The sequence below is a fragment of the Ktedonobacter robiniae genome, from assembly GCF_016587375.1.
In the GTDB taxonomy this organism is placed as follows: Bacteria; Chloroflexota; Ktedonobacteria; order Ktedonobacterales; family Ktedonobacteraceae; genus Ktedonobacter; species Ktedonobacter robiniae.
The window spans coordinates 67,223-92,103 of sequence record NZ_BNJG01000001.1; the positions used below are offsets into that span (position 1 = coordinate 67,223).

General features: G+C 54.7%; 16 protein-coding genes and 1 tRNA gene. 9 read left to right on the forward strand and 8 right to left on the reverse strand.

Translation table 11 applies throughout. The features are described from left to right. Positions 1-179 precede the first annotated feature (179 nt). The 4 genes from JMJ04_RS00295 to JMJ04_RS00310 all read left to right on the forward strand — a co-directional run bounded on the left by JMJ04_RS00295 (position 180) and on the right by JMJ04_RS00310 (position 5,900). On the forward strand, positions 180-845 hold the full coding sequence (locus tag JMJ04_RS00295) for a sigma-70 family RNA polymerase sigma factor (RefSeq protein WP_201368580.1): 666 nt from the start codon (positions 180-182) through the stop codon (positions 843-845). A gap of 300 nt (positions 846-1,145) precedes the next feature. Then, positions 1,146-2,189 carry a queuosine 5'-phosphate N-glycosylase/hydrolase gene (locus JMJ04_RS00300; RefSeq protein WP_201368581.1) on the forward strand — a complete coding sequence of 348 codons (1,044 nt, stop codon included), beginning with the start codon at positions 1,146-1,148 and terminating at the stop codon, positions 2,187-2,189. Positions 2,190-2,237: 48 nt separating this feature from the next. Continuing rightward, positions 2,238-3,761: a UDP-N-acetylmuramoyl-L-alanyl-D-glutamate--2,6-diaminopimelate ligase gene (locus tag JMJ04_RS00305; RefSeq protein ID WP_201368582.1), complete on the forward strand. Its 1,524-nt coding sequence runs from the start codon at positions 2,238-2,240 to the stop codon at positions 3,759-3,761. A 111-nt stretch (positions 3,762-3,872) separates the two neighbouring features. Continuing rightward, positions 3,873-5,900: an MraY family glycosyltransferase gene (locus JMJ04_RS00310; protein ID WP_201368583.1), complete on the forward strand. Its 2,028-nt coding sequence runs from the start codon at positions 3,873-3,875 to the stop codon at positions 5,898-5,900. 78 nt (positions 5,901-5,978) lie between these two features. Here the strand turns inward: JMJ04_RS00310 and JMJ04_RS00315 are convergent, their stop codons facing one another. The 8 genes from JMJ04_RS00315 to JMJ04_RS00350 form a co-directional block, all read right to left on the reverse strand. After that, positions 5,979-9,875, reverse strand: a complete 3,897-nt coding sequence (locus tag JMJ04_RS00315; protein ID WP_201368584.1) for a tetratricopeptide repeat protein — start codon at positions 9,873-9,875, stop codon at positions 5,979-5,981. A gap of 236 nt (positions 9,876-10,111) precedes the next feature. After that, the gene (gene obgE, locus JMJ04_RS00320) at positions 10,112-11,419 is read right to left on the reverse strand and encodes a GTPase ObgE (RefSeq protein ID WP_201368585.1); all 1,308 of its coding nucleotides are present in this window, start codon (positions 11,417-11,419) and stop codon (positions 10,112-10,114) included. A gap of 199 nt (positions 11,420-11,618) precedes the next feature. After that, a complete protein-coding gene (locus tag JMJ04_RS00325; protein ID WP_201368586.1) occupies positions 11,619-12,230 on the reverse strand; it encodes a Dps family protein in 612 nt (203 codons plus the stop codon). 92 nt (positions 12,231-12,322) lie between these two features. Further along, positions 12,323-13,906 (reverse strand): serine/threonine protein kinase, encoded by a 1,584-nt coding sequence (locus JMJ04_RS00330; RefSeq protein WP_201368587.1) that lies wholly within the window; start codon positions 13,904-13,906, stop codon positions 12,323-12,325. A 77-nt stretch (positions 13,907-13,983) separates the two neighbouring features. Beyond that, on the reverse strand, positions 13,984-15,309 hold the full coding sequence (locus JMJ04_RS00335) for an NAD(P)/FAD-dependent oxidoreductase (RefSeq protein WP_201368588.1): 1,326 nt from the start codon (positions 15,307-15,309) through the stop codon (positions 13,984-13,986). Between the two features lie 152 nt (positions 15,310-15,461). Continuing rightward, positions 15,462-16,562: a DNA topoisomerase IB gene (locus tag JMJ04_RS00340; RefSeq protein WP_201368589.1), complete on the reverse strand. Its 1,101-nt coding sequence runs from the start codon at positions 16,560-16,562 to the stop codon at positions 15,462-15,464. A gap of 285 nt (positions 16,563-16,847) precedes the next feature. Then, positions 16,848-17,393, reverse strand: coding sequence for an NADPH-dependent FMN reductase (locus tag JMJ04_RS00345; protein ID WP_201368590.1), 546 nt, complete (start codon positions 17,391-17,393; stop codon positions 16,848-16,850). 762 nt (positions 17,394-18,155) lie between these two features. Beyond that, positions 18,156-18,521, reverse strand: a complete 366-nt coding sequence (locus JMJ04_RS00350) for a HypC/HybG/HupF family hydrogenase formation chaperone (RefSeq protein WP_201368591.1) — start codon at positions 18,519-18,521, stop codon at positions 18,156-18,158. Between the two features lie 211 nt (positions 18,522-18,732). Between JMJ04_RS00350 and JMJ04_RS00355 the strand changes: the two genes are divergently transcribed. The 5 genes from JMJ04_RS00355 to JMJ04_RS00375 all read left to right on the forward strand — a co-directional run bounded on the left by JMJ04_RS00355 (position 18,733) and on the right by JMJ04_RS00375 (position 24,868). Continuing rightward, positions 18,733-20,490 carry an SDR family NAD(P)-dependent oxidoreductase gene (locus tag JMJ04_RS00355; RefSeq protein ID WP_201368592.1) on the forward strand — a complete coding sequence of 586 codons (1,758 nt, stop codon included), beginning with the start codon at positions 18,733-18,735 and terminating at the stop codon, positions 20,488-20,490. 162 nt (positions 20,491-20,652) lie between these two features. After that, positions 20,653-20,732: transfer RNA gene (locus JMJ04_RS00360), tRNA-Ala, on the forward strand. 95 nt (positions 20,733-20,827) lie between these two features. Further along, the gene (locus tag JMJ04_RS00365) at positions 20,828-22,738 is read left to right on the forward strand and encodes a HEAT repeat domain-containing protein (protein ID WP_201368593.1); all 1,911 of its coding nucleotides are present in this window, start codon (positions 20,828-20,830) and stop codon (positions 22,736-22,738) included. Between the two features lie 9 nt (positions 22,739-22,747). After that, positions 22,748-23,746, forward strand: a complete 999-nt coding sequence (locus tag JMJ04_RS00370; protein ID WP_201368594.1) for an ATP-binding protein — start codon at positions 22,748-22,750, stop codon at positions 23,744-23,746. A 6-nt stretch (positions 23,747-23,752) separates the two neighbouring features. Continuing rightward, a complete protein-coding gene (locus tag JMJ04_RS00375) occupies positions 23,753-24,868 on the forward strand; it encodes a vWA domain-containing protein (RefSeq protein WP_201368595.1) in 1,116 nt (371 codons plus the stop codon). Positions 24,869-24,881 lie beyond the last annotated feature (13 nt).

Here is a 24,881-nt window from a genome sequence, read left to right on the forward strand (position 1 = left end):
TACCCTTGAAGACTCACACAACGAGCCGAGACAAGGACCTGGAAAAATGAGAAAACTTTGAGATAATTCGCCAGGGTCTTTTCATTCTAAACGTCCTTGAGATATACTGAGAGTACTTGCAAGAAGGTGCCCCTATTCTAGAGAGACAGGGGGGACCTTGCGCACTAGAGGAGAGCTTAATGTCAGAACTTGATCCGAAAGCGTTAGATGAACAGCAGACGGAACCGGAAATAGAAAACGATGATGACGATATGGGGGCACCAGTAGCGTCGGCAGAACATGCGGTTACAGAGGATTTTGAGGCGGGCGTGGTAGCACAACTTGATAGTCTGTACCGTACGGCATTGCGCCTGACGAATAATCCCCAGGAGGCCGAGGATCTGGTGCAGGAGACGATGCTGAAGGCGTTCCGCTTCGCGCATACCTATCACCCAGGTACCAATCTGCGCGCCTGGCTTTTCCGTATTCTGAATACGTCGGCCATCAATCGCTATCGTCGCCAGGCCACACACCCAACCCCGGCCTCACTGCCCGAGGGAGAAGAGTTTTATCTCTATAATCAAATTCGCGATATTAATGGGCAGGAGCTATCTCAGGGAGTTGAAGACGAGGTCTTAAATCAATACCTGGATGAGGATGTCTATAAAGCGCTCAATGATCTGCCATACAACTTTCGTATGCCCGTCATCCTGGCGGATATCGAGGGCTTGTCCTATAAAGAAATTGCCGAGTCGCTACAGATTCCCATTGGCACGGTCATGAGTCGCATCTCGCGCGCCCGACGCCAACTGCAAAAGTCGCTCTGGCAGTACGCGAAGGATCGAGGCTACGTCAGAACGCCGTAACGGTAGCCTTGATCGCTCTCCCGCTCCACCCCTGGATGACGACCGTAGCCACCAGGGGGTAGGCACGCTATATGTCGTCTTCTGTCACTTTTCGCACAATAAAAAGTGCGTGGGCCCGCTTCCTCTCCCCCCTTACCACATAGCCCAACCCAACCATGCCAGACTTACTTCGCTGAAGTGATGAACTCACTTAACTCTGCAATAGTGGCGGGCGCATCATACGGCCATTTGAGCCATAAAGATTGACGGATACCTCGAATCCCGGTAGAATCAAACCATATCTTCTGGAAAGGGTTGTTTATGGCGGACATCGAGACCTGGCATAACAGAGATAATCGCTACACACTTCCAGCACAGGATCAGCTAGGAGTATTGACCAGCACACGCGCGGTCGTTCTCCAGAGTACACATGTCAGAATCAACCCGGAACACATCGAGCACTTCTGCGCGCAATGGCAACAAGGCGCCGCGCTTCCTGGAGGGAGTCAAGCTCTTGACGAGGTACCATGGGACGTTGAGCATCACTTCTTTGAAGGAGGATTGCGTACTGTCAACTGGATGCTGCTCCTTGACGCGCTCAACTTTTGTTTCTGGGCCGAAAAGCAGCAGCCACGCTGGACCATTGAGTACAAAGGCCAGATGCTCAACGGCTACTGGGCGGAGGCTGCGGCCCTTACGCGCGCGGTCGAAGAGGGCCTGCCGCTCTGGGATGCCGCCTATCTGTGCGCCCTTGATGCCAAAACGCTTGCGCATATCTTTCGTGGTTCACAGCAAATTCCGCTCTTTGAGCAACGCCTACACAACGCGCACGAGGTTGGCCAGGTCCTGCAACAACGCTTCCAGGGCAACTTTTCCCAGGCTATCGAGCAAGCGCAAGGGAGCGCACCCAGGCTGGCACAACTCCTGGCAAGTTATTTTCCTTCTTTCAACGATATCACTACGTATCGGGGACGAGAGGTACGCTTCTTGAAGCGTGCCCAGATCTGTGTCTCCGACCTCTATAGCGCCTTTCATGGCCAGTCATGGGGAGCATTCTCAGACCTTGAGCAGCTCACCGCCTTTGCGGACTACAAAGTCCCCCAGGTTCTGCGCCATTTCCATATCCTTGAATATAGCGCCTCACTTGCACAGCACGTCGATGCCCAGGAACTCCTTCCCGCTGGTAGCGAAGAAGAGGTGGAGATTCGGGCCGCGACCATCTGGGCATGTGAGTTGATCCAACGCAGGATGCGTACCCTGGGGTACAACGTGACCCCAGCGGAGGTGGATCAGCGCCTCTGGCTTATAGGGCAAGACGCTGAGCAGATGCAACCCTATCATCGTACACGGACAATATTCTATTAACCTGACTGTTACAATAAAAACAACTCTACTATAGATTTGGCAAGGCTTATGCAACTGAAAAATTTACTTGCTGCCCTTGAGCAGCCTCCTACCCATATTTACGGCGCAAACACGCTCCCTGAGCAAGATACTATTCTGGGATTGGCCTACGACTCACGGAAGGCCGCGCCCGGCTATCTCTTTATCGCCGTCCCCGGTGTACACACCGACGGACGCCGGTATGTGGCGGATGCCGCGCAACGCGGGGCCGTTGTCGCGCTGGGTGCGCCACTTCCTTCAGCAACCGACCTACCTATTCCATACATTGAGGTCGAGGATGTCCGCACAGCGTTGGCCGATCTGGCCTGCGCCTTCTATGGCTTTCCCGCGCGCGAGCTCTGCACCATAGGCGTCACCGGCACCGACGGAAAGACAACCACATCGAATATTATTAGTACACTCTTTGACGCAGCTGGGCGACGCACGGGAATGATGACCACGGCGAACTTCAAGCTCAATGGGCAGGAATGGGCCAACGCAACGCGTCAGAGTACGCTAGAGGCCCTGGAGATCCAGGAATTTCTGCGCAAAATGGTTGAGATGCAGGCCACCCATGCTGTCATTGAATCCACCTCACATGGCCTGGAACTCCAGCGTGTGCGCGGCTGTGCCTTTGATGTCGGCGTGGTCACCAATATCACACATGAGCACCTGGATTTCCATAAGACGCTCGATGCCTATCGCAGAGCCAAGGCACGCCTCTTCGAAATGCTCGATCCAGAGCAAGACAAAGGGCAGGGATACCGCAAGGTAGCCATCCTCAACAAAGACGATTCCAGCTACGAAGTGCTCAAACCCTATTGCCGCGTCCCCATTCTCGACTATGGTATCGAGGCAGACGCAGCAGTACGCGCCGTCGACCTGCACCTACAGGCATCTCGTACAGCCTTCCGGCTCATTCTTCCCGACGCAGAGTGCCAGATCGAGACCCCCCTGATCGGACGCTTCAACGTCAGCAACTGCCTGGCGGCTATCGCGACCGCGTACAGCCAGGGCATCCCCCTCGATGTGATCACACAGACGCTGGCCACCATCAAAGGCGTTCCAGGACGTATGGAACATATTGATGAGAGACAAAACTTTAGCGTCATCGTCGACTATGCACACACCGCCGATAGTCTCCAAAAAGTACTAGCCATTTTGCGCCCCGTCACCACAGGAAAGCTCATGGTGGTCTTTGGTTCAGCGGGCGAACGTGATCGGCAGAAGCGCCCCGTCATGGGAAGTGTTGCCGCACAAATGAGTGACTTCTTCGTTATTACAGATGAAGACCCACGCGACGAAGATCGCGAAAGCATTTTGCGCGAGATTGCCGTGGGAGCCGAGCAGGCCGGGAAACAAGAGGGAAGCGATTTTCTCTGCATTGCAGATAGGCGCAAAGCCATCGCAACCGCCTTCTCGCGCGCACAGCCTGGAGACACAGTACTGCTCGCAGGCAAGGGACACGAGCAAAGTATTATCATAGGGAGAGACAAGCTCCCCTGGGATGATAGACAGGTTGCAAGAGAAGAGTTACGCAGCCATGTCCAGTAAATTGGCCTGTTGTACGATTGGTATTTGCATAAATTCAAAGAGGCAACGCGTGTCATTGCGGCGCGTTGAGACACTGGAGCGTCTCAGCCATCGTTTTGTTTTGGAGTACGTATGAATTTTATTCTCTGGTTATTAATAATATTCGCTGCGTGCGCGGTTGCGAGCCTGGCCCTCTGCGGTTTGGCAATGGTGCTCTTCCCCAAATTTCGCAGTGGAGAGCACAAACCAGGAACGCATCGTCCAGATATGCCCGCCGGGGGACGCGAAATCAAAACCATTGAGTTGCCCCTGGTTGGTGGCCCCGCGTTTACCCTGGCTATCGTTGGCATTGGCGTCTGGGCGGGATATGTCTTTCAACTAAATAAAGATCAATGGACAATGCTCTTGATCGGCCTGGGCGCTACATTTGGCTTTGCGCTGATCGGCTTTCTTGATGATTGGAATAAGGTCTATAGCAAAGAGGGGCTCTCGGAGCGCGCGAAATTTGGCGGCGTCTTCCTGGTCTCCGCCACCGCCGCCGTACTCTACTTTTTCCTGGTCTCAACCGGACAAGAATCGTATAGCTTTTACAAAGATTTACCTATCCTCAATACCCTTCTCTCTAATCCAGGTTGCGCGGCTGATACGACCTGTCGCGTGCATCCTGGACAGTTCGCATTCTATGGCTGGCTCATTTTCCTTGTGTTGATGACTGGTTTTGTCGGTAGCTTTACCTCGGTGGCCGTCGACTTTAGCGATGGCCTGGATGGCCTGGCTGGTGGCCTGGTCTTTAGCGCCTCGCTCGCCCTGGGCATTGTCGTGACTGGACTGATTGACCCCAGGCATCCGTTGGGCATCGTCTTTGAAATCCTCGCGCTCCTCTGCGCAGGCAGCACCCTGGGCTACCTCCCCTGGAACTGGCCCTCGTCCTGGGCGGCCAGGCACCGCACCGCTAAACGCAGCGCGAAGATCATCATGGGTGACTGCGGCGCCCTGGCCCTGGGCGGCATGATGGCCATTATCGCTATCTTTTCACGCAACGAGCTTCTGCTCTTACTCCTGGGTGGAGCATTTGTCCTGGAAGGCCTCTCGGCCCTCATTCAATCACGTGTGCTTACACGTTTCTTCCGTCGCTCCTTGACGACGCTCCGCTTCGCCAATACGGATGAGTTTGTGCCACATACTGAGTTTCCACTGCCCTTCCTGGCCACACCTCTGCATCATCACTTCGATCTGCTGGGATGGGATCGACGCCGCCTTGTCTATGGCGCATGGGCGCTGGGAGCCTGTTTCGCGGCCTTGGGTGTCATGTCGGGCCTATCGACCTTTACCTGGGAGCGCTACCTGGCACGTATCCTGGTGCTCATCCTGGCCCTGGCCATCTGGACGAGCGGCTCCTGGACCAAGTGCTACTTTGTGGGCAAGCACCCCGCCGAGCGCTCACGCAGCCGGCGCCTGGCCCTCTACTATGGCTATCCCTACCGCATCATGGGCGTTCGCCTCTATCATCTCGTCGAGGTTATCGAGGCCAGCGAGAATGTCATCGAAACTCCAGCTGAGGAGTTGGCCCTCTGGCAGCGTATGACCATCTACGATGCGCGCTCTATGCTGGGCCTCTACTGCTACCGTGCTGGCTACTATCCAGCCGCGCTCGCGCAGTGGACGCGCATCCCTGAGCGTAACCGCGTCCTGCGCCCAGAAGTGACGCGTCTGCTCTTCGAGGTCGACGAGCGCCTGGCCCTGGAGAAACAGGAGACGCAGCCCATGCGCCGCGACCAACTCATCCCGCAGGAGCCGATCCTCTCGGGGAATCTCCCGCCAGCCGATCTGCCCAACCCGCATGAGCCAATTCGCAGCGACGAGACGGCGGGGATACTAGCAGGCCCATGGGAGTCACTTAAGTCGACGCATTCGTACCCCATTAACAATGAGGAATTAGAGGACCTGGACGAGGACGACGAAGAGGCTCAGATCATAACCGCACCGCTCGGCTCCTCGACTCATAGAGAGAGTGAGCCCAACGGCCATAACGGGCAGAATGGTCAAAAAAGCCAAAACCTGAGCGATACAAGCGATGCCTCCCTCTCAGGCAATGGTACGCAGCAGACATCTACCCCCTCCAGGTGGTTCACCCGTCTCTTCCGCTCTTCATCAAAGTAGAAACCGGGTAAGAGTAAGGGCGTGCGGTGGGGGTGTGGCTGTGCCACACCCCCACCGCACGCCCTTACTCACATACCATCATGCAAGCGCATACTGGCTTTTGAGTTGACTATATTCATCGTCGAGGTGCTGCTCACGCACCAGCGTGTGAATACATTGCGCCAGCTCCTGGCGTACTGGATGCTCCTGGCGCTGATCGAGGACCAGGGCCTGTACCAGGTAGCGCAAGGCATCCTGATACTTCCCCTCAGCCTGGCGCAAAAGTCCCTGGCGACGCAGAACCGCGCACTGCATGGCGGGTAAAGCCAGGCGATCCGCAAACTGCCCAGACCGGGTATAATAGTGCTCGGCCTCGGAGAAACGTCGCCAGGCGCGCGCAATATCACCCAGCCCCCACAACGTTTGCGCCTCAATCAACAAGACATTCTGCTCCTGTACACGTGTCAGAGCCTGCTCATAGTAGGACTGCGCCTCCTGGTATTCACCACGCGTATAGGCAACAGCTCCCAGAGCATTCAAGACACGAGCCTCGTCCACACGGTCGCTTAGTGAGGCAAAGATCCGTAGCGCCTCGTTATAGTACAACTGCGCATGCTCTACATCGCCGCGCGCCCGCGCTACATTTCCCAGGAGACGTAAGCTCCAGCCCTCCCCACGCAACATGGATTGTGCCTGAAAGAGGCGCAGCGACTCTCGCCCCTGCTGTTGGGCCGCATCGAGCTTGCCCTGGTGTAGATAGATCTCTCCACGATCAGCAAGCACCCAGGCCTGAGCGCCGACCATATTGAGATTATCAAACGTACGCAGTGCCTCCTCATTATCGGTCAGAGCACGCGTATAGTAGCCCAAAGCGCCCTTTGTGGCTCCCAGGTCGCGTAATGCCCAGGCATACCCCTCCTGGTCTTTGAGCTGGCGCAGGCCTTTGACGGCCTGCTCAAAGAGTTCTAGCGCTGGCCGGTAGTTGCCATATCCGCGCTGTAGCTCACCACGTACAAGCGCGAGCCAGAGGCTCCCACGTTCATCCTGAGCCTGGACGAAGTTGACCTTCGCCTCTTCAAGATAAGCCTCGGCCTGGGCGAAGTTGGCCTCCTCACGCGAGAGGACCGCGAGTTCATAGAGCGCCCAGGCCGCGTCTTGCGCCTCCCCTTTCTGCTGGTGAAACGCCAGGCTACTACGCAGGCAGGCTTCAGCTTCCATATACCGTCCCAGGTGGCGCATAAGCGCCCCCATACAGCACTGTATCCTGCCCTCACCTGTCGTGTCATGCAACCGCACGGCATGTACACCCGCTCGCTGCAACATCGCGCGAAGCTCGGCTGTGTAACCGCGCCCATACAAGGCCCAGGAGGCCCGCACCGCCAGGCTCACCGCGTTCTGCAAATCTTGCGACTCACCCGCGCTCTCCAGGTGCTCAAAGGCGGCGAACCACTCCTCGGGGCTAGGCTGGGGCAGGTGCATATAGTAGGATGCGACGATGCGATGGACGCGCCTGCGCTCCTCCCCTGGCAGTTGTGAAACCGCGAAATGGCGTATCTGGGGATGGATGGTATAGACACGCCCATCAAACTGCACAAACGAGGATTGCACAAGCTCATCACGCGAGGCACGCCAGTTGCGCACAAGCATCTGTAAAGGAGAATCTGCCGCGGCGTCCTCCAGGGATGCAGATGCAAGCGTGGCAATCCCATCTGTGGTTCCAGCGACCATATCCTGAAAAAGCAGGGCAATCTGCTCGCGGCTAAAGGGAAGCTTAAAGGCCGAGAGATAGGCAAGAAGCAGGCGGGCCGAAGCGCTCAGGCGCCTGGAAGAAACCTCTAAGACGGTGAGGATGCCAGCCAGGGGAGAACTACGCAATTCATCGCGAACCTCCTCCAGGGAGCGGGTGGCGGCCTCTGGTGTGTACACCTGGCCCTCAATCGTGCGCGCTGTGCCAAAGATCAGCTCGGCCCCAAGGGGATAGCCATCCAGCAGAGAGCAGATCTCGCGTAAGATCTCCTGCTGATAGGGATCATCAAGGTGGATACGCTGGTCCAGCCCACTCGCCTGCGCCAACTCCATAAAGAGCTGCAACTGGTCGGCGTCGGTCATCTTCCCCACGCGATACTCATACCAGCGACAATGCGCATTCTCCAGAGCCAGCATATTTTCGGGATTCGACTGAGAGGTCACCAGGACTGTCACTTCAGCAGGGAGCGCACAGATGAATTGAAGCCAGGTCTCCAGTTCATTGCGATCGCGCACCTCTTCAAAGGCGTCCAGCAAAAGCAGGCAAGGAAGTTCGCGACTGGCAAGCGAACGCAGTGTGCCCATCACCAAGCGCGCACGATGCTCGCTATCCACGGTAGACTGCAAGCGCGTCGGGATGTGCAAATAATGAATAATCTCGATCAAGGCCTCATGAAAGGTCTTGCCGCCCTCAAGCGAGACACCGACCACGCCACCAGGGAATTTATCCTGGTGACGGCGCACCACCTCCAGGGCCAGGGCGCTCTTGCCAATGCCAGCCGAACCGGTAACCGCGATATGGTGCGGGTTATGGCGTTGACGCTGCGCGGTCCTGGCATTCGCTCCATTTGCCGAAACCGCCAGTAACAGGGCATCAAGCTCACGCAGCTCGCGCTCGCGTCCCACAAAAGTTGTGAACGATCCCAGGTGCGCCAGGGGGGCATCATGCTCCTCTGGCTGCTCCCGGCTGACAAGCAGAGGCACAGGAGCGACATCACTCTCGGTGACCCGGCGATAGAGTACAGGGATAAACCAGCTTTGCTGCAAGGGGAGCATGGCCTGGCGCGCCCGCGCCAGCGCCTCCTCCAGCGTTCGACCATCGGCGAGTGCCTCGTAAAAATGCGACATAAAGGTCGGACTCAGGTCATCCTGGAGCGAGAAAGGCATCGCGACCACCGCTGGTACCTGGGCCGAGACCAGGGCTGTCGCCAGCGATGCATCTACGGGATTGGCTCCGGGGCGCTTCTGACAGTGCGGTCCCTCCGCCGCCACCATAGCGGTCTCACAGGCCGAGAAAACCGCCAGACGCACATCGCTGCTGACAAAGAGATCACGCAGAGATTGAGCATCGATAAACTGATTGTAGCCTTCCTCATTACAGAAACAGAGGTAGGTCTGGGGATTCACCCGGCTCAGTGATTGCCCACAGTTCGTACAGCGGCGTACCTCAGCATCATTGACGGCCTTACATTCCTCATTGGGACAGAGGCGCCCATAGGCACCATGCCCATCGAAGTGGACAATATAGCAAGGAATTGAGGTATCACTATCATCAAAGACGCCCGCGCCACCATAGGAGCTTAAATAGCGCACAAGCTGATCAAAGGTCGGCGGCTCCAGGCGATCAAGGAAGACCTGGCCCGAGGCAATGAGGGGTGAGAAACCGCGTTCCAGGGCCTCAAAGCTAATTTCGGTCTCCAACGGAGCACAATCCAGGGGTGAGGACCCAATATAGAGCACGCGCATAGGTGGATGCACAGGCAGTTCGCAACCGCCCACATCATCGGCATCAATCAATGCACGCGTCAGCGTGAAGATACCCGAACCCAGCAGGAAGAGGTCGCCATTATGCAGTAGCTCCCAGGGATAGCGCACAAACTCATCACAGCCCACTCCAAAGGAGAAGGTAAGCGCCACTGTTCCACGGCGACGCAGCGTGCGCTGAATAACACCACGCAAAAGCGCCTGAACCGATTGCTCGGCCTCGTGAGGCCTGGCGTTCAACGGCAATGGTGAAGTAACATCCATACCACATAACGAGAGAAAGAGACGATAGCCAATCTCGCGCAAATTCTGCGTGTTATTGTTCTGTAGCGTGTTCAGTTTCTTCAGCAGGAGATTTAATTGCTTGGTGGTATAGGGCGGAATAAAATTTCCGCGTACGGTCCGTCCCGACCAGCTTTCCTTGACCTGTAGCTCAAAATGACCCTTGTCACGACTCTGAAATAGGAAATTAATGGTTTCACTCATAATGTGTAACCGGCGCCCTGGTCTTTCTTCCAAAATAGTAGAGCTTTACGCAGCACCTCTGCCAGGATGGCTAAAAAGACGCTCTCTCGCAGTTAGTATAGCACAATTCAGGAATAAGTGATTACATTCTACTTGGCGGTTAGCTTGCTCAACAGCCCCAGCCGCGTACAGCGAGGAGATTGTATTGTCTTTGACTAGAAAAAATGGGGCCTTTTTATCAAAGGCCCCACATATGCTTACTCGCCCCAGAAGAGTTCAACTTTTCCGAAGCGAACGACATCGCCCACCTGGACACCTGCGATCTCGAGGGCCTTCGTTACCCCCATTTTCTCCAGAGTCCGCTCCAGGCGATCCATACCCTCTTCGCTCTCGGTATCAGTCATACTGACCGCGCGCTCGACACGCTTACCGCGTACGACGTACACACCCTGGTCTTTGATGACCGAGAAGGCATCATCCGGCTGAGGACGCAACACGGGGGCGTTCTCAAGCGAAAGCACCTGGGCCGCGGCAAGCTCCTCTTCCTCGCGCTTGATTTCGCGCAAGCGGTCGCCTGCAAACTGCATGAGTTCTTGTGTCCCCTGGTGAGTAGCCGCGGAGATGGCGAAAACGGGATAGCCAGCAGCCTCGGCCTGAGCCTTGAGCGCGGGCCAGCGTTCCTGGGCCTCGGGCAGATCGATCTTATTCAGGACCACAATCTGTGGCCGCGCAGCCAGCTGTTCGTCGTAGTCACGCAGCTCCTGGTTGATCTTCGCGAAATCTTCCCAGGGATCGCGCTCTTCGACCAGGGACCCATCCAGCATATGAATGAGCAGACGTGTGCGCTTGACATGGCGCAGAAACTCGTGTCCCAGACCAACACCCTGGGCCGCGCCCTCGATCAAGCCAGGAATATCGGCCAGGACAAAGTCAAAGCCGTCACCCTGCCTGGCATGTCCAACCTCAACGACTCCCAGGTTGGGAACCAGGGTCGTAAAGGGGTAGTCAGCAATCTTCGGACGCGCAGCGGTTACGACGGAGAGTAATGTAGATTTACCTGCATTGGGGTAGCCCACCAGGCCAACATCAGCGATCAGGCGCAGCTCAAGCGTAATCCAGTGCTCCTCACCAGGCTCGCCTTTCTGCGCTTCACGTGGAGCCTGGTGCGTCGAGGTCGCGAAATGCACATTTCCCAGGCCACCACGGCCACCACGAGCTACCATTACCTGCTGCCCTGGCTCCACGAGGTCCGCGACCAATTCATTCGTCTCGGCATTCCGAATAATTGTGCCACAGGGCACCTTCAGGATAACATCGTTTCCTTTCGCACCATGCATCTTTTGACGCATGCCACTCTCGCCGGACTCCGCGCTAAAATTCTGTTTATAACGATAATCAATCAGCGTATTTAGCTGGTTGGTTGCTTCAAAGTAGACACTGCCACCTCGGCCACCATCGCCACCATCAGGTCCTCCATTGGGAGCAAACTTCTCACGGCGAAAATGCATTGAACCGTTGCCACCATCACCCGCCTTTACGAAAATCTTGGTATGGTCAAAAAACATGGCGTCTTCCCCACTCTATCCTTCTTTGCGTTCTTAAAAAACAATCTTTGTACAGCAGCGCAATAAAATATACCATAGAACGGCAGAGAACGCTATGGCATTAGTAGCTTTGTGAAAAGGAAGGGTATGGAATGGGAGCTGGCAGAGCCAGCTCCCATTCCATACCCTTAATACCGCAGGTGCCTAGAGAGCTACCTCTCTAGCCCTCTTCTTTGAAGCTAGCAAATGGAGTATCCACCAGGTGCTGGGAGATAAACCAGGTCTGCATCTCTTGCAAGGGCAGGACTTCCGAGGTGAGGATGTCGTTGGTCGTGTAGTCCTTGTTTTTATCACTTAACTCAATGCCCTCACGCACACCTTGAATGACGGTTGCATGTGCGCTCACGAGACGCGAGAGCATCGCAGGCACATCCTCAACCCCCTTTGGTGGCCGCTCGATCTTGGTCAGTTCTGCCACATCATGCGGCATGGCAATGGTGACACCACCCAGCTGCTGCACACGCTCCGCCAGCAGATCGATGGTCTTCTCAATCTGCTCTGCATGCTCGTCTAACAGCAGGTGTAACTGGTAGAAGGTCGGGCCAGTCATCTGCCAGTGATGCTTTTTATAGAGATTGTAGAGTGTGATCGAATCGGCAACCAGCTGATTCAGGCACTCAACATTCTGTTTGATCGCGCTTTCAGGCAGGCTAAGAGGCATAGCATGCAACTGTCCATACTGTTGGATCTCGTATGAACGCTGCTTAAAGCGGGGCTGAGCCTCGATGGTCTGTGTCCCCTGCTTCGACATAGTGTGAGTCTTGGTAGTCATCTATCGTTCACTCCTTTTATGTAGCAGATAGCGACGTCGTATTTTGTGTATCCAAAACTCAACACGCTCTTTGCAGAAGAGAGGTTACAACGTTAGCGCGGTGAGGCGTGCCAATCGCCGTAGCCACCGCTCTGGTTATCACAGCCATTATTGCGATAACTACAATAGGTTCCCGAGAGAGATTTATCGCCATTGACCTGGCCTTGAAAGTAGAGTGGCAACAGGCCCGCATAGCTTGCAACCAGGAAATGAAACTTGCGATCAGGCGTAATGGTCCCATTAAAATTGTTATTACCAACCAATCCCGGGCCAAAGGAGGCATAGCCAGTAAAGCTCTGGCCATTTTGCGCGATATTAGAGAGTGCAATCGTAGAATTGGTTGGCGGATCGGTGTATTTATCCGAAATCGTGCCACCATAGCCCTGAGCCAGTCGCGGTGGCGAGGCTGGCGGTTGTACCACTGGAGGGACTGGTGGGGCAGTTGGCGTAGCAGTGGGCGTTGTCCCCCTGGTCGGCGCCTGCGTCGCCCTGGCCGTTGGCTGGTGCACAGTCGATGATGTAGGTGTGACTTTGGCCTGCGTTGATACGCCAGCAAGCAAGCCACTATTAGCAGTCCAGATCAGTCCTCCCACCAGGAGAAACGCCAGGAGCAGCGCGGCTACCAACAGGAACAACCCTTTGCGCGAGCGGCGTTGACGCCGGGGTAGCTCCTGCACCACAACGCTTGGCGGTGGGAGTGGAGTAGGAGTCACCAGGGGCGGTTGTGGCGTCTCGACCTGGGGTCCTGGTGCCTCAATCTCCTCAGAGAGTACCTCATAGACCACAGGCTCGGTCTTCACCTCAGGCACATAGACTTTCAAAGCATCCCAAAACTCTTCTACGCTGCCATAGCGGTCCTCGGGATCAAGCGCCATAGCCTTTTGCAGGATATCGCTCACCTCCTGCGGCAGCTCCTCGACCAGGCTATGTGCGGAGACCAAGGGATCAGAACTTCCACTGCCCACACGTGTCAGGCGCGTAAGCGCATCGATGGGAACCTCACCCGTCAATAAGGTATAGAAAGTCGCGCCCAGCCCATAGATATCGCTGCGCAGGTTTGTACCGCGCATATAGTGCTCGGGCGAGCCATATCCGGGAGAGCAGTGCCGCACGGCTGAGGTCGTAGAGTCCAGGTCGTAGGTCTTGGCAATGCCAAAATCGACCAGGACGGCCCCCTCTCCTGAGGTAGGGATAATCATATTTGATGGCTTGATATCACGATGAATAATGGGCGGCTGCTGGTGATGCAGGTAGCTTACGGCCTCAATGATAGGCTTCATCATCACCATAACGCGAGCAAGGGTAAAGCGCCCCTCGGGCTGGCGCCGTCGCAAACGCTCCAGGTTCGGCCCATTAATGAAGTCCATGAGCATATACACGCTCTGCGCCTTCTCGTCCTCGAACACACGATACACACGCGGCAGGGCGTAATGATCCAGGTGTTCGAGGATACGGCTCTCGAAGGCGAAACGTTCGCGCTGCTGAGGATTAGGGTCTATCTGCTCTTTGAGGGCATAGACATTCCCACCACGGCGATCACGCACACGATATACCGCGCCAAAGCCGCCTGTCCCTAGTAGCTCTTGAATTTCATAGCGATCACGCACAACCTTCCCTTTCGGGAATTTTGTCTGCAAATCCCTCATTCACGCACCTCACGCATAAATTACAATTTCCTTATTATATGTATAAAGCGTAAGGCTAGCAAGATCAGCTACAACAATTCTTCGACCAGTTCCTTCTGTTGCGAATGAGACGGGCGGGGATAGGTAATCAGGCGCGCGCCGCGCTGGAAGGTCAAGTATGCCCATGCCCATTGAAAGATTACCAGTATCCGATTGCGGAACCCTATCAAGAAGAAGATGTGAACAGCTAGCCAGAGAAGCCAACCCAGAAAGCCCCAGATACGCACACGGCCAAAATCAGCTATGCCAAAGGAACGGCCCACGGTCGCCAGGTTTCCTTTATTCGTGTAATGAAACGCAGGTTCAGACGCTTGCGACCCTTTCACCTTTTGCACGATCAATGAGCCAATATAGTTTCCCTGCTGCATCGCAACGGGTGCCACACCTGGCAAAGGCTTGCCATTCTGCATGAGCGAGGATGTGTCACCAATCACAAACACATTTGGCAGCCTCGGAACGGAGAGATCAGGCTGCACTTTGACACGACCCGCGCGGTCAACCTCAGCTTGCAACCACTTGCCTGCGGGCGAGGCCGCTACACCAGCCGTCCAGATGACATTTCTCGCCGGAATTCGCTGTCCCGCGACGACCACGCCCTCACGATCGATATTTTCGACAGGTGAGTTCGTGCGCACCTCGACCCCCAGGTGATTCAGAGCTTTGCGCGCCTTCTGCGCCAGTTTCTCAGGGAAAGCGGGCAGGATGCGTGGCATGGCCTCAACCAGGATCACACGTGCCGAACGGGGATCAATATGGCGAAAATCACGCGCGAGCGCCTTATGAGCCAGCTCAGCAATCGCGCCGGACATTTCTACACCCGTGGGGCCAGCCCCCACCAGCACAAAGGTCATCAACTCCTGCTGGCGATCAGGGTCCGACTCCATCTCGGCTGCCTCAAAAGCGAGTAGCACCTGGCGCCGAATATGCGTGGCATCGGTGACAGTCTTCAAGCCCGGCGCGAAGTCGCTCCATTCGTCATGGCCAAAATAACTATGGGCCGCCCCAGTCGCGATCACCAGGTAGTCATAAGGGATCTCGCGCTCGGCGGTAAGCACAAGCTGGCGCTCGGTATCCACACCCGTTACCTCTGCCAGCAACACCGTGGTATTCTGCTGACTTTTTAAAATGGAGCGGATGGGAGCCGAGATGTCGGCAGGCGAAAGTCCTGCCGTCGCCACCTGGTAGAGTAAAGGCTGGAAGAGATGATGGTTATTCTTATCAATCACAGTTACCTGAACTGGAGCATCATGTAGAGATCTAGCCACGCGCAGGCCGCCAAAGCCAGCGCCAACAATCACGACACGAGGAAGCCCCGTCGTCACAGAGAAGCCATCCGACTGTTGTTTCTGCATCATATTGCGTATGTGTCTCCTTGTTTAGGAAGTCTGTCTCAACATAGAGACACGCTGCTACTATACACAGTGTACCAGCACACTTTATTGTGGCTCATTTACACGATCAATGGCAAGCCCCTACCTTGGACCGACGCTGCCAATGCATACATCGATCAATCACACTTCCCATAGAAATCTTCCAGCAGCGTCAGAACAATGGCCTCTTCGCGACTGAGTCCCTGAAAGCGTTTCTGTGCATGGTGCTGCTCAAAGCTGCTTACCGCCTGCCACAACGAGCCATCACTATAACTGGTGAACAATGCTGGATGCACATAACATTTACGACAGATGGCCTTGGTGTTGCCCAGGTAATTGGCGGCATGATCCACAGCCTCCCCGATGTTCTTTTTCTCCCGCGTTTTTGTTTCAGCACGGCCCAGTTCTATGAGAGCACCGACCGCAACAACGGTGCCCGTCCAGGTACGGAACTCTTTGGCGGTAAAAGCTTGTCCACACACAGCCTGGAGGTAGGCATTGACATCATCAGAGGAGAGGGTATGTCGCTCGCCAGCGCTGTCTACATATTGGAATAACTCCTGTCCCGGAAGCTCCCGGCATTTCTTCACAATACGCGCCAGTTGGCGATCCTCTACATCAATCGTCAGCACCTTGCCGCTCTTACCAATAAAACAGAAATGGATGGTTGAGCCTTCGATGTCGACATGACCCTCACGCATTGTGGTCAGACCAAAGGAGCCATTAGAGCGCATATACTCCTCGTTGCCAATGCGAATTGAGGCCACGTCCAGCAGGCGCACCAGCGTGGCCAGGATCTTCTCTCGTGTCAGACCCTGCCGCTGCAAATCTTGCTCAAGATGCTGGCGTAGCGCAGGCAGGCTATGTGCAAAGGCCACCAGGCTATCATACTTGGTCGCGTCACGCACCTCGCGCCATTGTGAGTGATAGCGGTATTGCTTACGCCCTTTGGCGTCACGGCCAGTGGCCTGTAAGTGTCCATTGGGACGCGTGCAGATCCAGACATCCTTCCAGGCAGGGGGAAGCACCAGCGAGCGAATACGAGCAAGCGTCTTCTCATCGCGCACAGGCTCTCCCTGCGCATCCAGGTAACGAAAATGCCTCCCTGCTCGCTTGCGCGTTATCCCTGGCATGCTATCGGTGACGTACCGTAACCCGGCCTCATGTGCCGACTCCACCGCCGTAGGCTGCTCAAAGCAGGCCTCCTGCCGCTGACGAGATTGCTGTTCTATGCTCATAGCTTAGCTCCATCCTCACCATTCATCCAGAGAGAAAGCCAACATTCTTCTGCGCGTACCTCATCGAGGCTATGGAGAAATATCTCTATGTATGTCACGCTAAGCTAAACTGCGGAGTAGACAACTATGATTATCGTCAGGAATGAAGCACGCAAAATGCGTTGCATGTGCCAATTATCAGCAAAAAAAAAGAGCGGACGATAGATAAATGCTATCGCTCCGCTCCGCTCGTTCAAATCCCTTTGAGGACGCCTGGTAAAAACTGAAAAAGTCTGTTTTTGGCGACTATACCAGGGCGCTCTTGGCGTCATCGACGCGCGCGACCAGGGTTTGCAAGAGCTGCTGAAGCTGTTCGCGCAGCTCAGCATCCACCAGGCGGCCCTCTACATCGATCTTAGCATGCCCTTCGCCTACGTAGAGCGAAGGCTCGTCCAGCAGATCACTCTTCTGTGCAGCCAGCAACTGGCGCAACTGGACGTGTGCGGGACCACTCTGACGACCAATCCCCATCAGTGCAACTGGCTTCTCGGCCAGGGCGGCATTCCCGCTGGCGACGATCCATTTCAGAGCATTCTTGAGCGCATTCGAAAGCAGACCTTTATATTCAGGGGTCGCGATCAAGAGTGCATCAGCCTGAGCAATACGCTCGCTGAACAGGCGAACACTTTCGGGAGTGTTATACGTTTCTGTAAAAGCGGGTAGATCAGAGAGTGAGAGAATTTCAAGCTCGGCCTGGGCGGGCAAAAGTTCCTGCGCCGCTCGCAAAGCCGCTTTATTATAGGACTCTTCGCGCAAGCTACCGGTAAAACCAACAATGCGAATGATAGACAAGGTAGAACTCCTTAGAAAAAGATGGCAAAAATCAACATTAACTTCTTAATACGAAAATTTTGTGAACAATACAGGCCCATTTACAGGCTGCTACATTCTCCCACCCTCAGCACATGTAGCGCTATTTTTCAGGGGCACGAATTACTAAACGCATATTTATCACTCGTAGCAACGAAAGTACTGAACTTATAGGCAAAAAGTCATCCCTTCACCATTCGTACGCAGCGCAATATACTAGCCAACTTGAGCAGTATGAGCTTTTAAAAACGGTTGGAAAGCGCAGCCAGCAAGGCTGCATTGATGACGACACAGATAACACCATCACAACACACACGCTACCTATTATCGACAGCCAGCAGCAAATGCTAAGGTTTTGCCGCCAGAGTGATTGCCTCTCTCCTCTCAAGAAAACATGCAGCACCTTCATTATATTCCCGCAGATCAAAGAGCACATCATAAAGAAGGGAATAAGCACAAAGCAAGGCCGCATGATGCGACAAGAATAGTGCATCATGCTGTAGATATGTCTCATTTTGTGAGCTACTTCACAGTGTATAAGGCGAAGAGAGCGTAAGATAAAGGCCATGAGAAACACATCACCCCGCTGGAAGGCGAGCTGATTACATCTCAGGACGAGAGAAACCCTTTGGAAATGTGAAAACACATTCTGAACTGCAAACCGACTTGAGAGCAGGCTTTACGGGCACAAAGCCTGCTTTTTTTGCGCCTATACTATGCACATGCAGATATGCCGCCCCAACTCTAGCGTTCTGATGGCCTTACACCTGGATGCGCAATGGCGACACCACCATGAATGAGCAGCGTATCACCAGGCGCGACATGCGGTAGCAGCGAAACATCGACACGCTCAATATGTTCTTGTGCCTCCACCAGGGCGAAACCCGTCTCCTCCTCATCCAGGCTGATAACCCTGGCTGCCTGGGGTTCATCACTACACGTGAGACAATGGCTTTCTGGCGACGTCCCCGCCGGCATCGGAGGCGTCTGCTCGCTCCATACACCATGCGAACGCACCACCGCGCTCTCTTCCCTCACAGGCAAGCTTGAGAGATGCTTAGTATTCTCAAAAAGGACATCCTGCGTATTAATATTCTCCTCAGAGTTCATGGGAAAGCCCTCCTCTTCCATCAGGAGCAGATAAACCCGACTGCAAATACTACAATTTCAATAAGAAGTAGCTACAAAACTATATTACCGCCATAAGCATAATGTAGCCCCCACGTCAGATTGACAGTACCATACAGCCATGTTAGATTGATGCCAATCGAAGAGTTAATGAAACAGATCTGAGCAGCAGATACAAGGATAGCAAGCACCTATGACCGATCTACGCAGACACTTGAAGAGTATCGTCGTCTGTCTCAAGAAGCAGGCAGGAACAGGGGCTGAGGGGAGAAGCCAATGTAAAGAAGAGCTGGCAAAACTTCTCCCAGCCAGCTACGGCGTAGGTGAAGGTTACCTGGTGAATGAGCAGGGCAAGCGCTCCCAGTGGCTGGATATTATCATTGTTGACAAAACGCTCCCATTGGAAGTAAGCCAACAAACAGAAACAGAGTTCGACGAGCGAACAGCATTACTGGTGGCACGCCTGGCAGATGAGGTGGATGAAGCGGGTTTAGTGGAGGCGGTAGAAGCTATCGCAAGCACCAAAGCTCTGCGCGACATTGGCAAACGCCAGGCGCAACAGGGAAAGGTCAAGCTCAAACATTTGCTTCCGCTGGGGGCAGTCTTCGTGCAACGGCTACAACTCGACAAAGGATACGAAGAAGGCTCGCATGAAGCATACAGCCAGGTTATGTATCGTGTGCTCCAGCGCCAACGCGAGGTAGAGAGGCCAGACTACCTGAGCCTCCTAGCGCCGGGGCTAAGCTATGTGAACCCATACCTGGAGGGTGAGAGCATTGACGCGATCACAATTGGGATCACACGCAAACCAGAGCTGTTACGCACACGCCTCTGCTACAGGTGCAAGCAACGTTTTACCCGACGACACTTCTTCTACGACCTGCTCTGCCTCCAGTGTGGCGATCTCAATTACCAGAAGCGGCAGAGCCAGGCAGATCTGCGTGGAAGATTGGCGCTTGTGACGGGTGCGCGCATTCATATCGGCTACGCGACGGTGCTACGCCTCCTACGGGCTGGGGCAATGGTCATCGCAACAACGCGCTTTCCCCATGACGCGGCCCAGCGCTACAGTGCGGAGCCTGATTTTGAACAGTGGCGTGAGCGCCTACATATCTATAGTCTCGACCTGCGCCACCTGTCCTTGATAGAATACTTTATTGCGCACATAAAAGAGCACTATGGCGCGCTCGATATCCTGATCAACAACGCTGCCCAGACCGTCAAGCGCGCATATGCCTACTATGCGCCGCTCCTCGCCGACGAACAGAGAGCGCCAGAAACGCTGCCAGCAGCGCAGCAGGAGCTAGTCGCGCGTTCCCATGCCTTCATGCCTCCAGTCTCCTTTATAGCTGAGGTCTCTAACGCGCTGGCCCTACCTATCCCCACACAAGCTGTCGCTGGAGCTGAAGAGCAGCAATGTGTAAGCCAGGTGAGCAACGCGGCAGAGGAAACGCAGCTTGATTTGCGGAGAGAGAATAGCTGGAGCCAGCGCATCGAAGAGATTGACCTGACCGAGTTTCTGGAGGTCCAGGTCATCAACGTTACCGCGCCATTTCTGCTGGTGAAGGGTCTGAGCGACCTCCTGCGAAATAGCCCATTTCCCCAGCGCTTTATTATCAATGTCTCCGCTGTAGAGGGTCGCTTCACCCAGAACAAACTGGGCACACACGTACACACCAATATGGCCAAGGCCGCACTGAATATGCTTACGCATACGGCCGCCGCCGACCTAGCGCAGGACAATATCTACATGAACAGCGTTGATCCAGGCTGGGTGACGCGCCAGGCCCCCGCGACCCAAGAGGCAATCTGGCAGCGAGCGCAGGAGAGCATGCCACTGGATATGCAGGACGCCGCAGCACGCATATGCGACCCCATCTGGAGCGCCATCAACGATGGGCAGCTAGAACATGGCCGCTTCTACAAAGACTATACGCCTTCTGACTGGTAGGCAGGCTGATTGCTCTATTGACAGCGAAACGCTTCTCTACTATAGTGAGCACACTGAGTAATCGGTCGATATGGGGATGTAGTGCAGCGGTCAGCATGCAGCGCACTCATAAGGCGCACAGCAGACGCCAGGTTCGACTCCTGGCCGCTCCATATTGTTTTCGGAGGTGTGGTGCAGCGTCAGCATGCGCCGTCTTCGCAAGGCGGATGGCAGACACTAGGTTCAACTCCTGGTCACCTCCTTTTTCCCTTCACCTACTCATTTCGCGTCTTCTCTGAGTATGCCCTCTTTCGAGAGATTGAATCCGCTAAATAGCACGTGAAAGAGCACATCCACCATGAGGCACCGCAGAAAGAAACATCCATATGCCAATGAGGCCGCCAATCCCGAAACCACACCTGTACGCCTGGCTGAACTGGCACAAGAACGCGAACTTAAACCCATCATCGCTGCGAATCCCAACACACCCTCAAACCTACTCCAAGCCTTCGCCCTGGACCCAAATGGTGCGGTGCGACGCGCCACAGCCCAGAATCCCAACACGCCACTTCCCCAACTGCTAAAGTTGATAGAAGAGTTTCCTCATGAGTTTCTGCGGAACCCTATCCTGCCACTGCTCAATCTGGCACAACCAGACTTTATCAAAAAGGCTCAGCCAAAGGCCTGGCTCCAGCTTCTACGTTGTGAAGAGATTCCGCAGCATTGGATTCAATGGTTTCAGCAGGATTCCTTTGTGAGCAGATCAAACATCAAAGAGTACCTCATCAGATCGTGTAAGGCTCATATTCGCGTAGCAGGTGAACTAGAGAACACACAAGATCCACAAACTATCCGTCTCGACCTCCTCTTGCCAAGAGAGCAACTTGGCAACAGTTCATATGGCGCTGGGCATTTCCTTATAGGCAATGTTCTCCCTGATTTGGTCAACCACTGGTTACGCCAGGGGGAATTTCATACCAATCCAGACACCATAGTATCGCTTATACATAGCTGCCCGAATATTGACGAAGACATATTAAGAGACCTGGCTCAACATCAGCAAGCCAAAGTTCGCGAGGCCGTCGCGCGTCATCTCAACACTCCAGAGGAGGTGCTCCAACAGCTACTGCAAGACCAGGAACCGCAGGTACAATATAGCTTGGCCAGTCGCAGAAAACTACCACAGGCACTCCTCAAGCATCTTATCTCAAGTAACAATCCCCGCTTGAGACGGGCGGCGGCTCTCCATCCACAGCTTGAGATACCTGTGCTGGAGGCGCTCGCACAAGATCCTGATGTAACAGTGCGCAGAGCGACTGCGAGCAGACATGGGCTTGCAGAGCATATTTACAGCCTACTCGCTCACGATAGCGATAAGATTGTGCGCCAAACAGTAGCAGGTAGACATGGGATTGCAGAACATATCTATAGTCTGCTCGCCCAGGATACTAAGATGATCATACGCAAAATAGTCGCGGCCAGACATGGGCTTTCTACTGAGCTGTATAGCCGACTCGCGCAAGATGGCTCTCATCAAGTACGGATGGCGCTGGCATGTAATGTCAAAGCACCTCAACATATTCTGCTCTCCCTGGCCAGGGATGAAAAAGCAATTGTACGTCAGACCGTAGCACACAATCCAACACTACCTCAAGAAGCCTTTTTTCTCCTGGCCGAAGAGGCAAATAGCGATATTCAGGTCCAGCTTGCAGGCAACTCACAGCTACCCAGAGAGCTATTCGAACGCTTCATGCACCATTCAGAACCATTTGTGCTTGAAAAGCTGGCAGGAAATCCTCGCATTCCACTGGACATCCTTGAACACATTAGGATAATCAATCCACACATTCCCCCAACACATCCCAGGCGATCTCCACAGACATCTCTGGAGCTTTTAGATGCCATTATCAACCAAGATAATGTAAGGGGAAGATTCTATCGAGGACTACAACCGTATCAGATACAGGATATATTACAGAAGTCTGTTGTATCTAAACAAAAACGCATCCAGGTACTACACGATTATTTCTTACATATACTTCAATTCAGTATTAACGACCCACTGCGCATGAAACTGCTAGGTTATGAGAAATTACCCATCCAATTTTTATACGGATTCGCACGTTCGCCTATTCCTGTCGAGCGTTACCAGAGCGCACAGCATCCCAATGCCTCGATGGCATTGCTCAAGGAACTGGCACAGGACGCCAATCGCTATGTACGCGCAGCTGCTCGCCAACAGCTAGCCCTACGTGATGAGAAAAAGTAAGGAATGATCATGACACCGGAAGCCCTCTCGCACTTTCTCCATACCCTGGTCGAGCGACGCCTGATGCTCAGCACAATGCTCTGGGGACCACCAGGCATTGGCAAATCGAGCATCGTGGCCCAGACAGCACAGGCCCATGGCATTGACCTCATCGACGTGCGCCTCTCGCAGCTTGCACCCACCGACCTGCGCGGCCTGCCCGTCGCCGAAAACGGCATTTCGCGCTGGTATCCGCCGGAGTTCCTGCCACGTGAGGGCGAGGGCATTCTCTTCCTGGACGAACTCAATATGGCCCCTCCGGCGATGCAGGGAATGGCGCAGCAGCTTATCCTCGACCGCAAGGTTGGCTCATATACTGTGCCTGAGGGCTGGTTCATCTGGGCGGCGGGCAACCGCAAAGAGGATCGCGCCTCGGTCTTTGAGATGCCCACGCCCCTGGCGAACCGCTTTGTCCACCTGGTGGTTGAACCACATTTCGAGAGCTTTAAGACCTACGCCATGGCCCATGAACTGCATGAGCGCCTACTTGCGTTTCTCTCCTTCCGGCCTGGACTTCTGCACCGAGTTGATCCCCAACAGCCAGCCTGGCCCTCGCCTCGCTCGTGGATGATGGCCTCACAGCTCTATCACGCGGAACTACCAATTGATCCAGTAATTGGACAGGCAGCGGCGGCTGAATTCCAGGCCTTCTGCGCTATTTATAACCAGCTTCCAGATGTAGCCTCGATTCTCAAGGGGAATGGACAAAAAATAGCCTTTCCCCAAGAGCCATCGTTACGCTATGCGCTCACCACGGCGCTTACACTGCGCGCGGCGAATATGCAGGAGATCTATAGTGCCTTCCAGTGGATCAGCGAGAAGGCGAGTGCCGAGTGGATACAATTCTTTGCGACCGACCTCTTCAAGCTGGTCCAGGCACGCAACGAACTGGGGAAATTGGCCAGACTGGTGCAGCAAGATAAGCGTCTCCAGCAGATGTTCAGCGATTATATGTCCTTGTTGGGGTAACAGACCATGGAGCAGAACCCAGAGCTACAACGGCAGATCAGCGCGACCATCTTACAACTGCGCCTGCGCGCGCCGTTCTTCGCCACACTGACCCTCTTCGCTCAGATCGAGATCACAGCGCGCATCCCCACCGCGGCCACCGATGGTAAAAACATCTTTATCAATTCGAGCTTCTGGCACACGCTGACACCTAAGCAGCGACTGGGATTGATGGCACATGAAGCGCTGCACGCGGCCCTACTACACGTTCCCAGATGTGGCACACGCGAACCACTCATGTGGAATATCGCGGCGGATATTGTGGTCAATGGTATGGTGCTCGCTCAAGAGGGCCTCGAACTACCACCAGGGCATATACGCGACACAAAACTGGAGCACCTGAGCGTCGAAGAGATCTATCATATTCTTCAAACGCAAGCCAGGAAATATACGCTGCATGTAGGAGATCTGCTACCCATGGATGGCCCAGGTCAGCCAACCTATGCCGAGCTTGAGCAGCACTGGCGCCAGGCGTTACAGCATGCAAAGGCGCTCGCGGAGATGCTGGGACAGGGAAACCTTCCGCGTGGGATGGAGCGTGAGCTGTCGCACCTCAACCCGGCTCAACTGGACTGGCGCAGCTACCTCTGGCGCTTCCTGGTCCAGACACCCAACGACTTTCAGGGCTTTGACCGGCGCTTTGTAGGACGCGGCCTCTACCTGGAAACGCTTCAGGGGGAGTCAGTACGCGTCTATATCGCCGTTGACACCAGTGGCTCCATCGACAACAAGCTACTCTCCCTCTTTTTGAGCGAGGTTCGAGGCATCCTCCAGGCCTATCCACATCTGGAGGCCTACTTATATTATGTCGACGCGAGTTGCTATGGTCCCTATGAGCTAACGAGTCAGGACCCGTCGCACCTGCCCAGGCCAGTCGGTGGAGGTGGTACCAGCTTTCGTCCCTTCTTTGAAACCATTGAGAAAGAGCATGATCCCAATCAGGCAGGCGTGTGTGTCTACCTGACCGACGGATATGGGACATTTCCAGAGCAAGAGGGATCGCTGCCAGTCCTGTGGGTCCTGACGCCAGGAGGAATCGCGCTACAAGCCATTCCCTTTGGCGAAGCGGTAAGACTAATGTGAAGATAAAACTGGG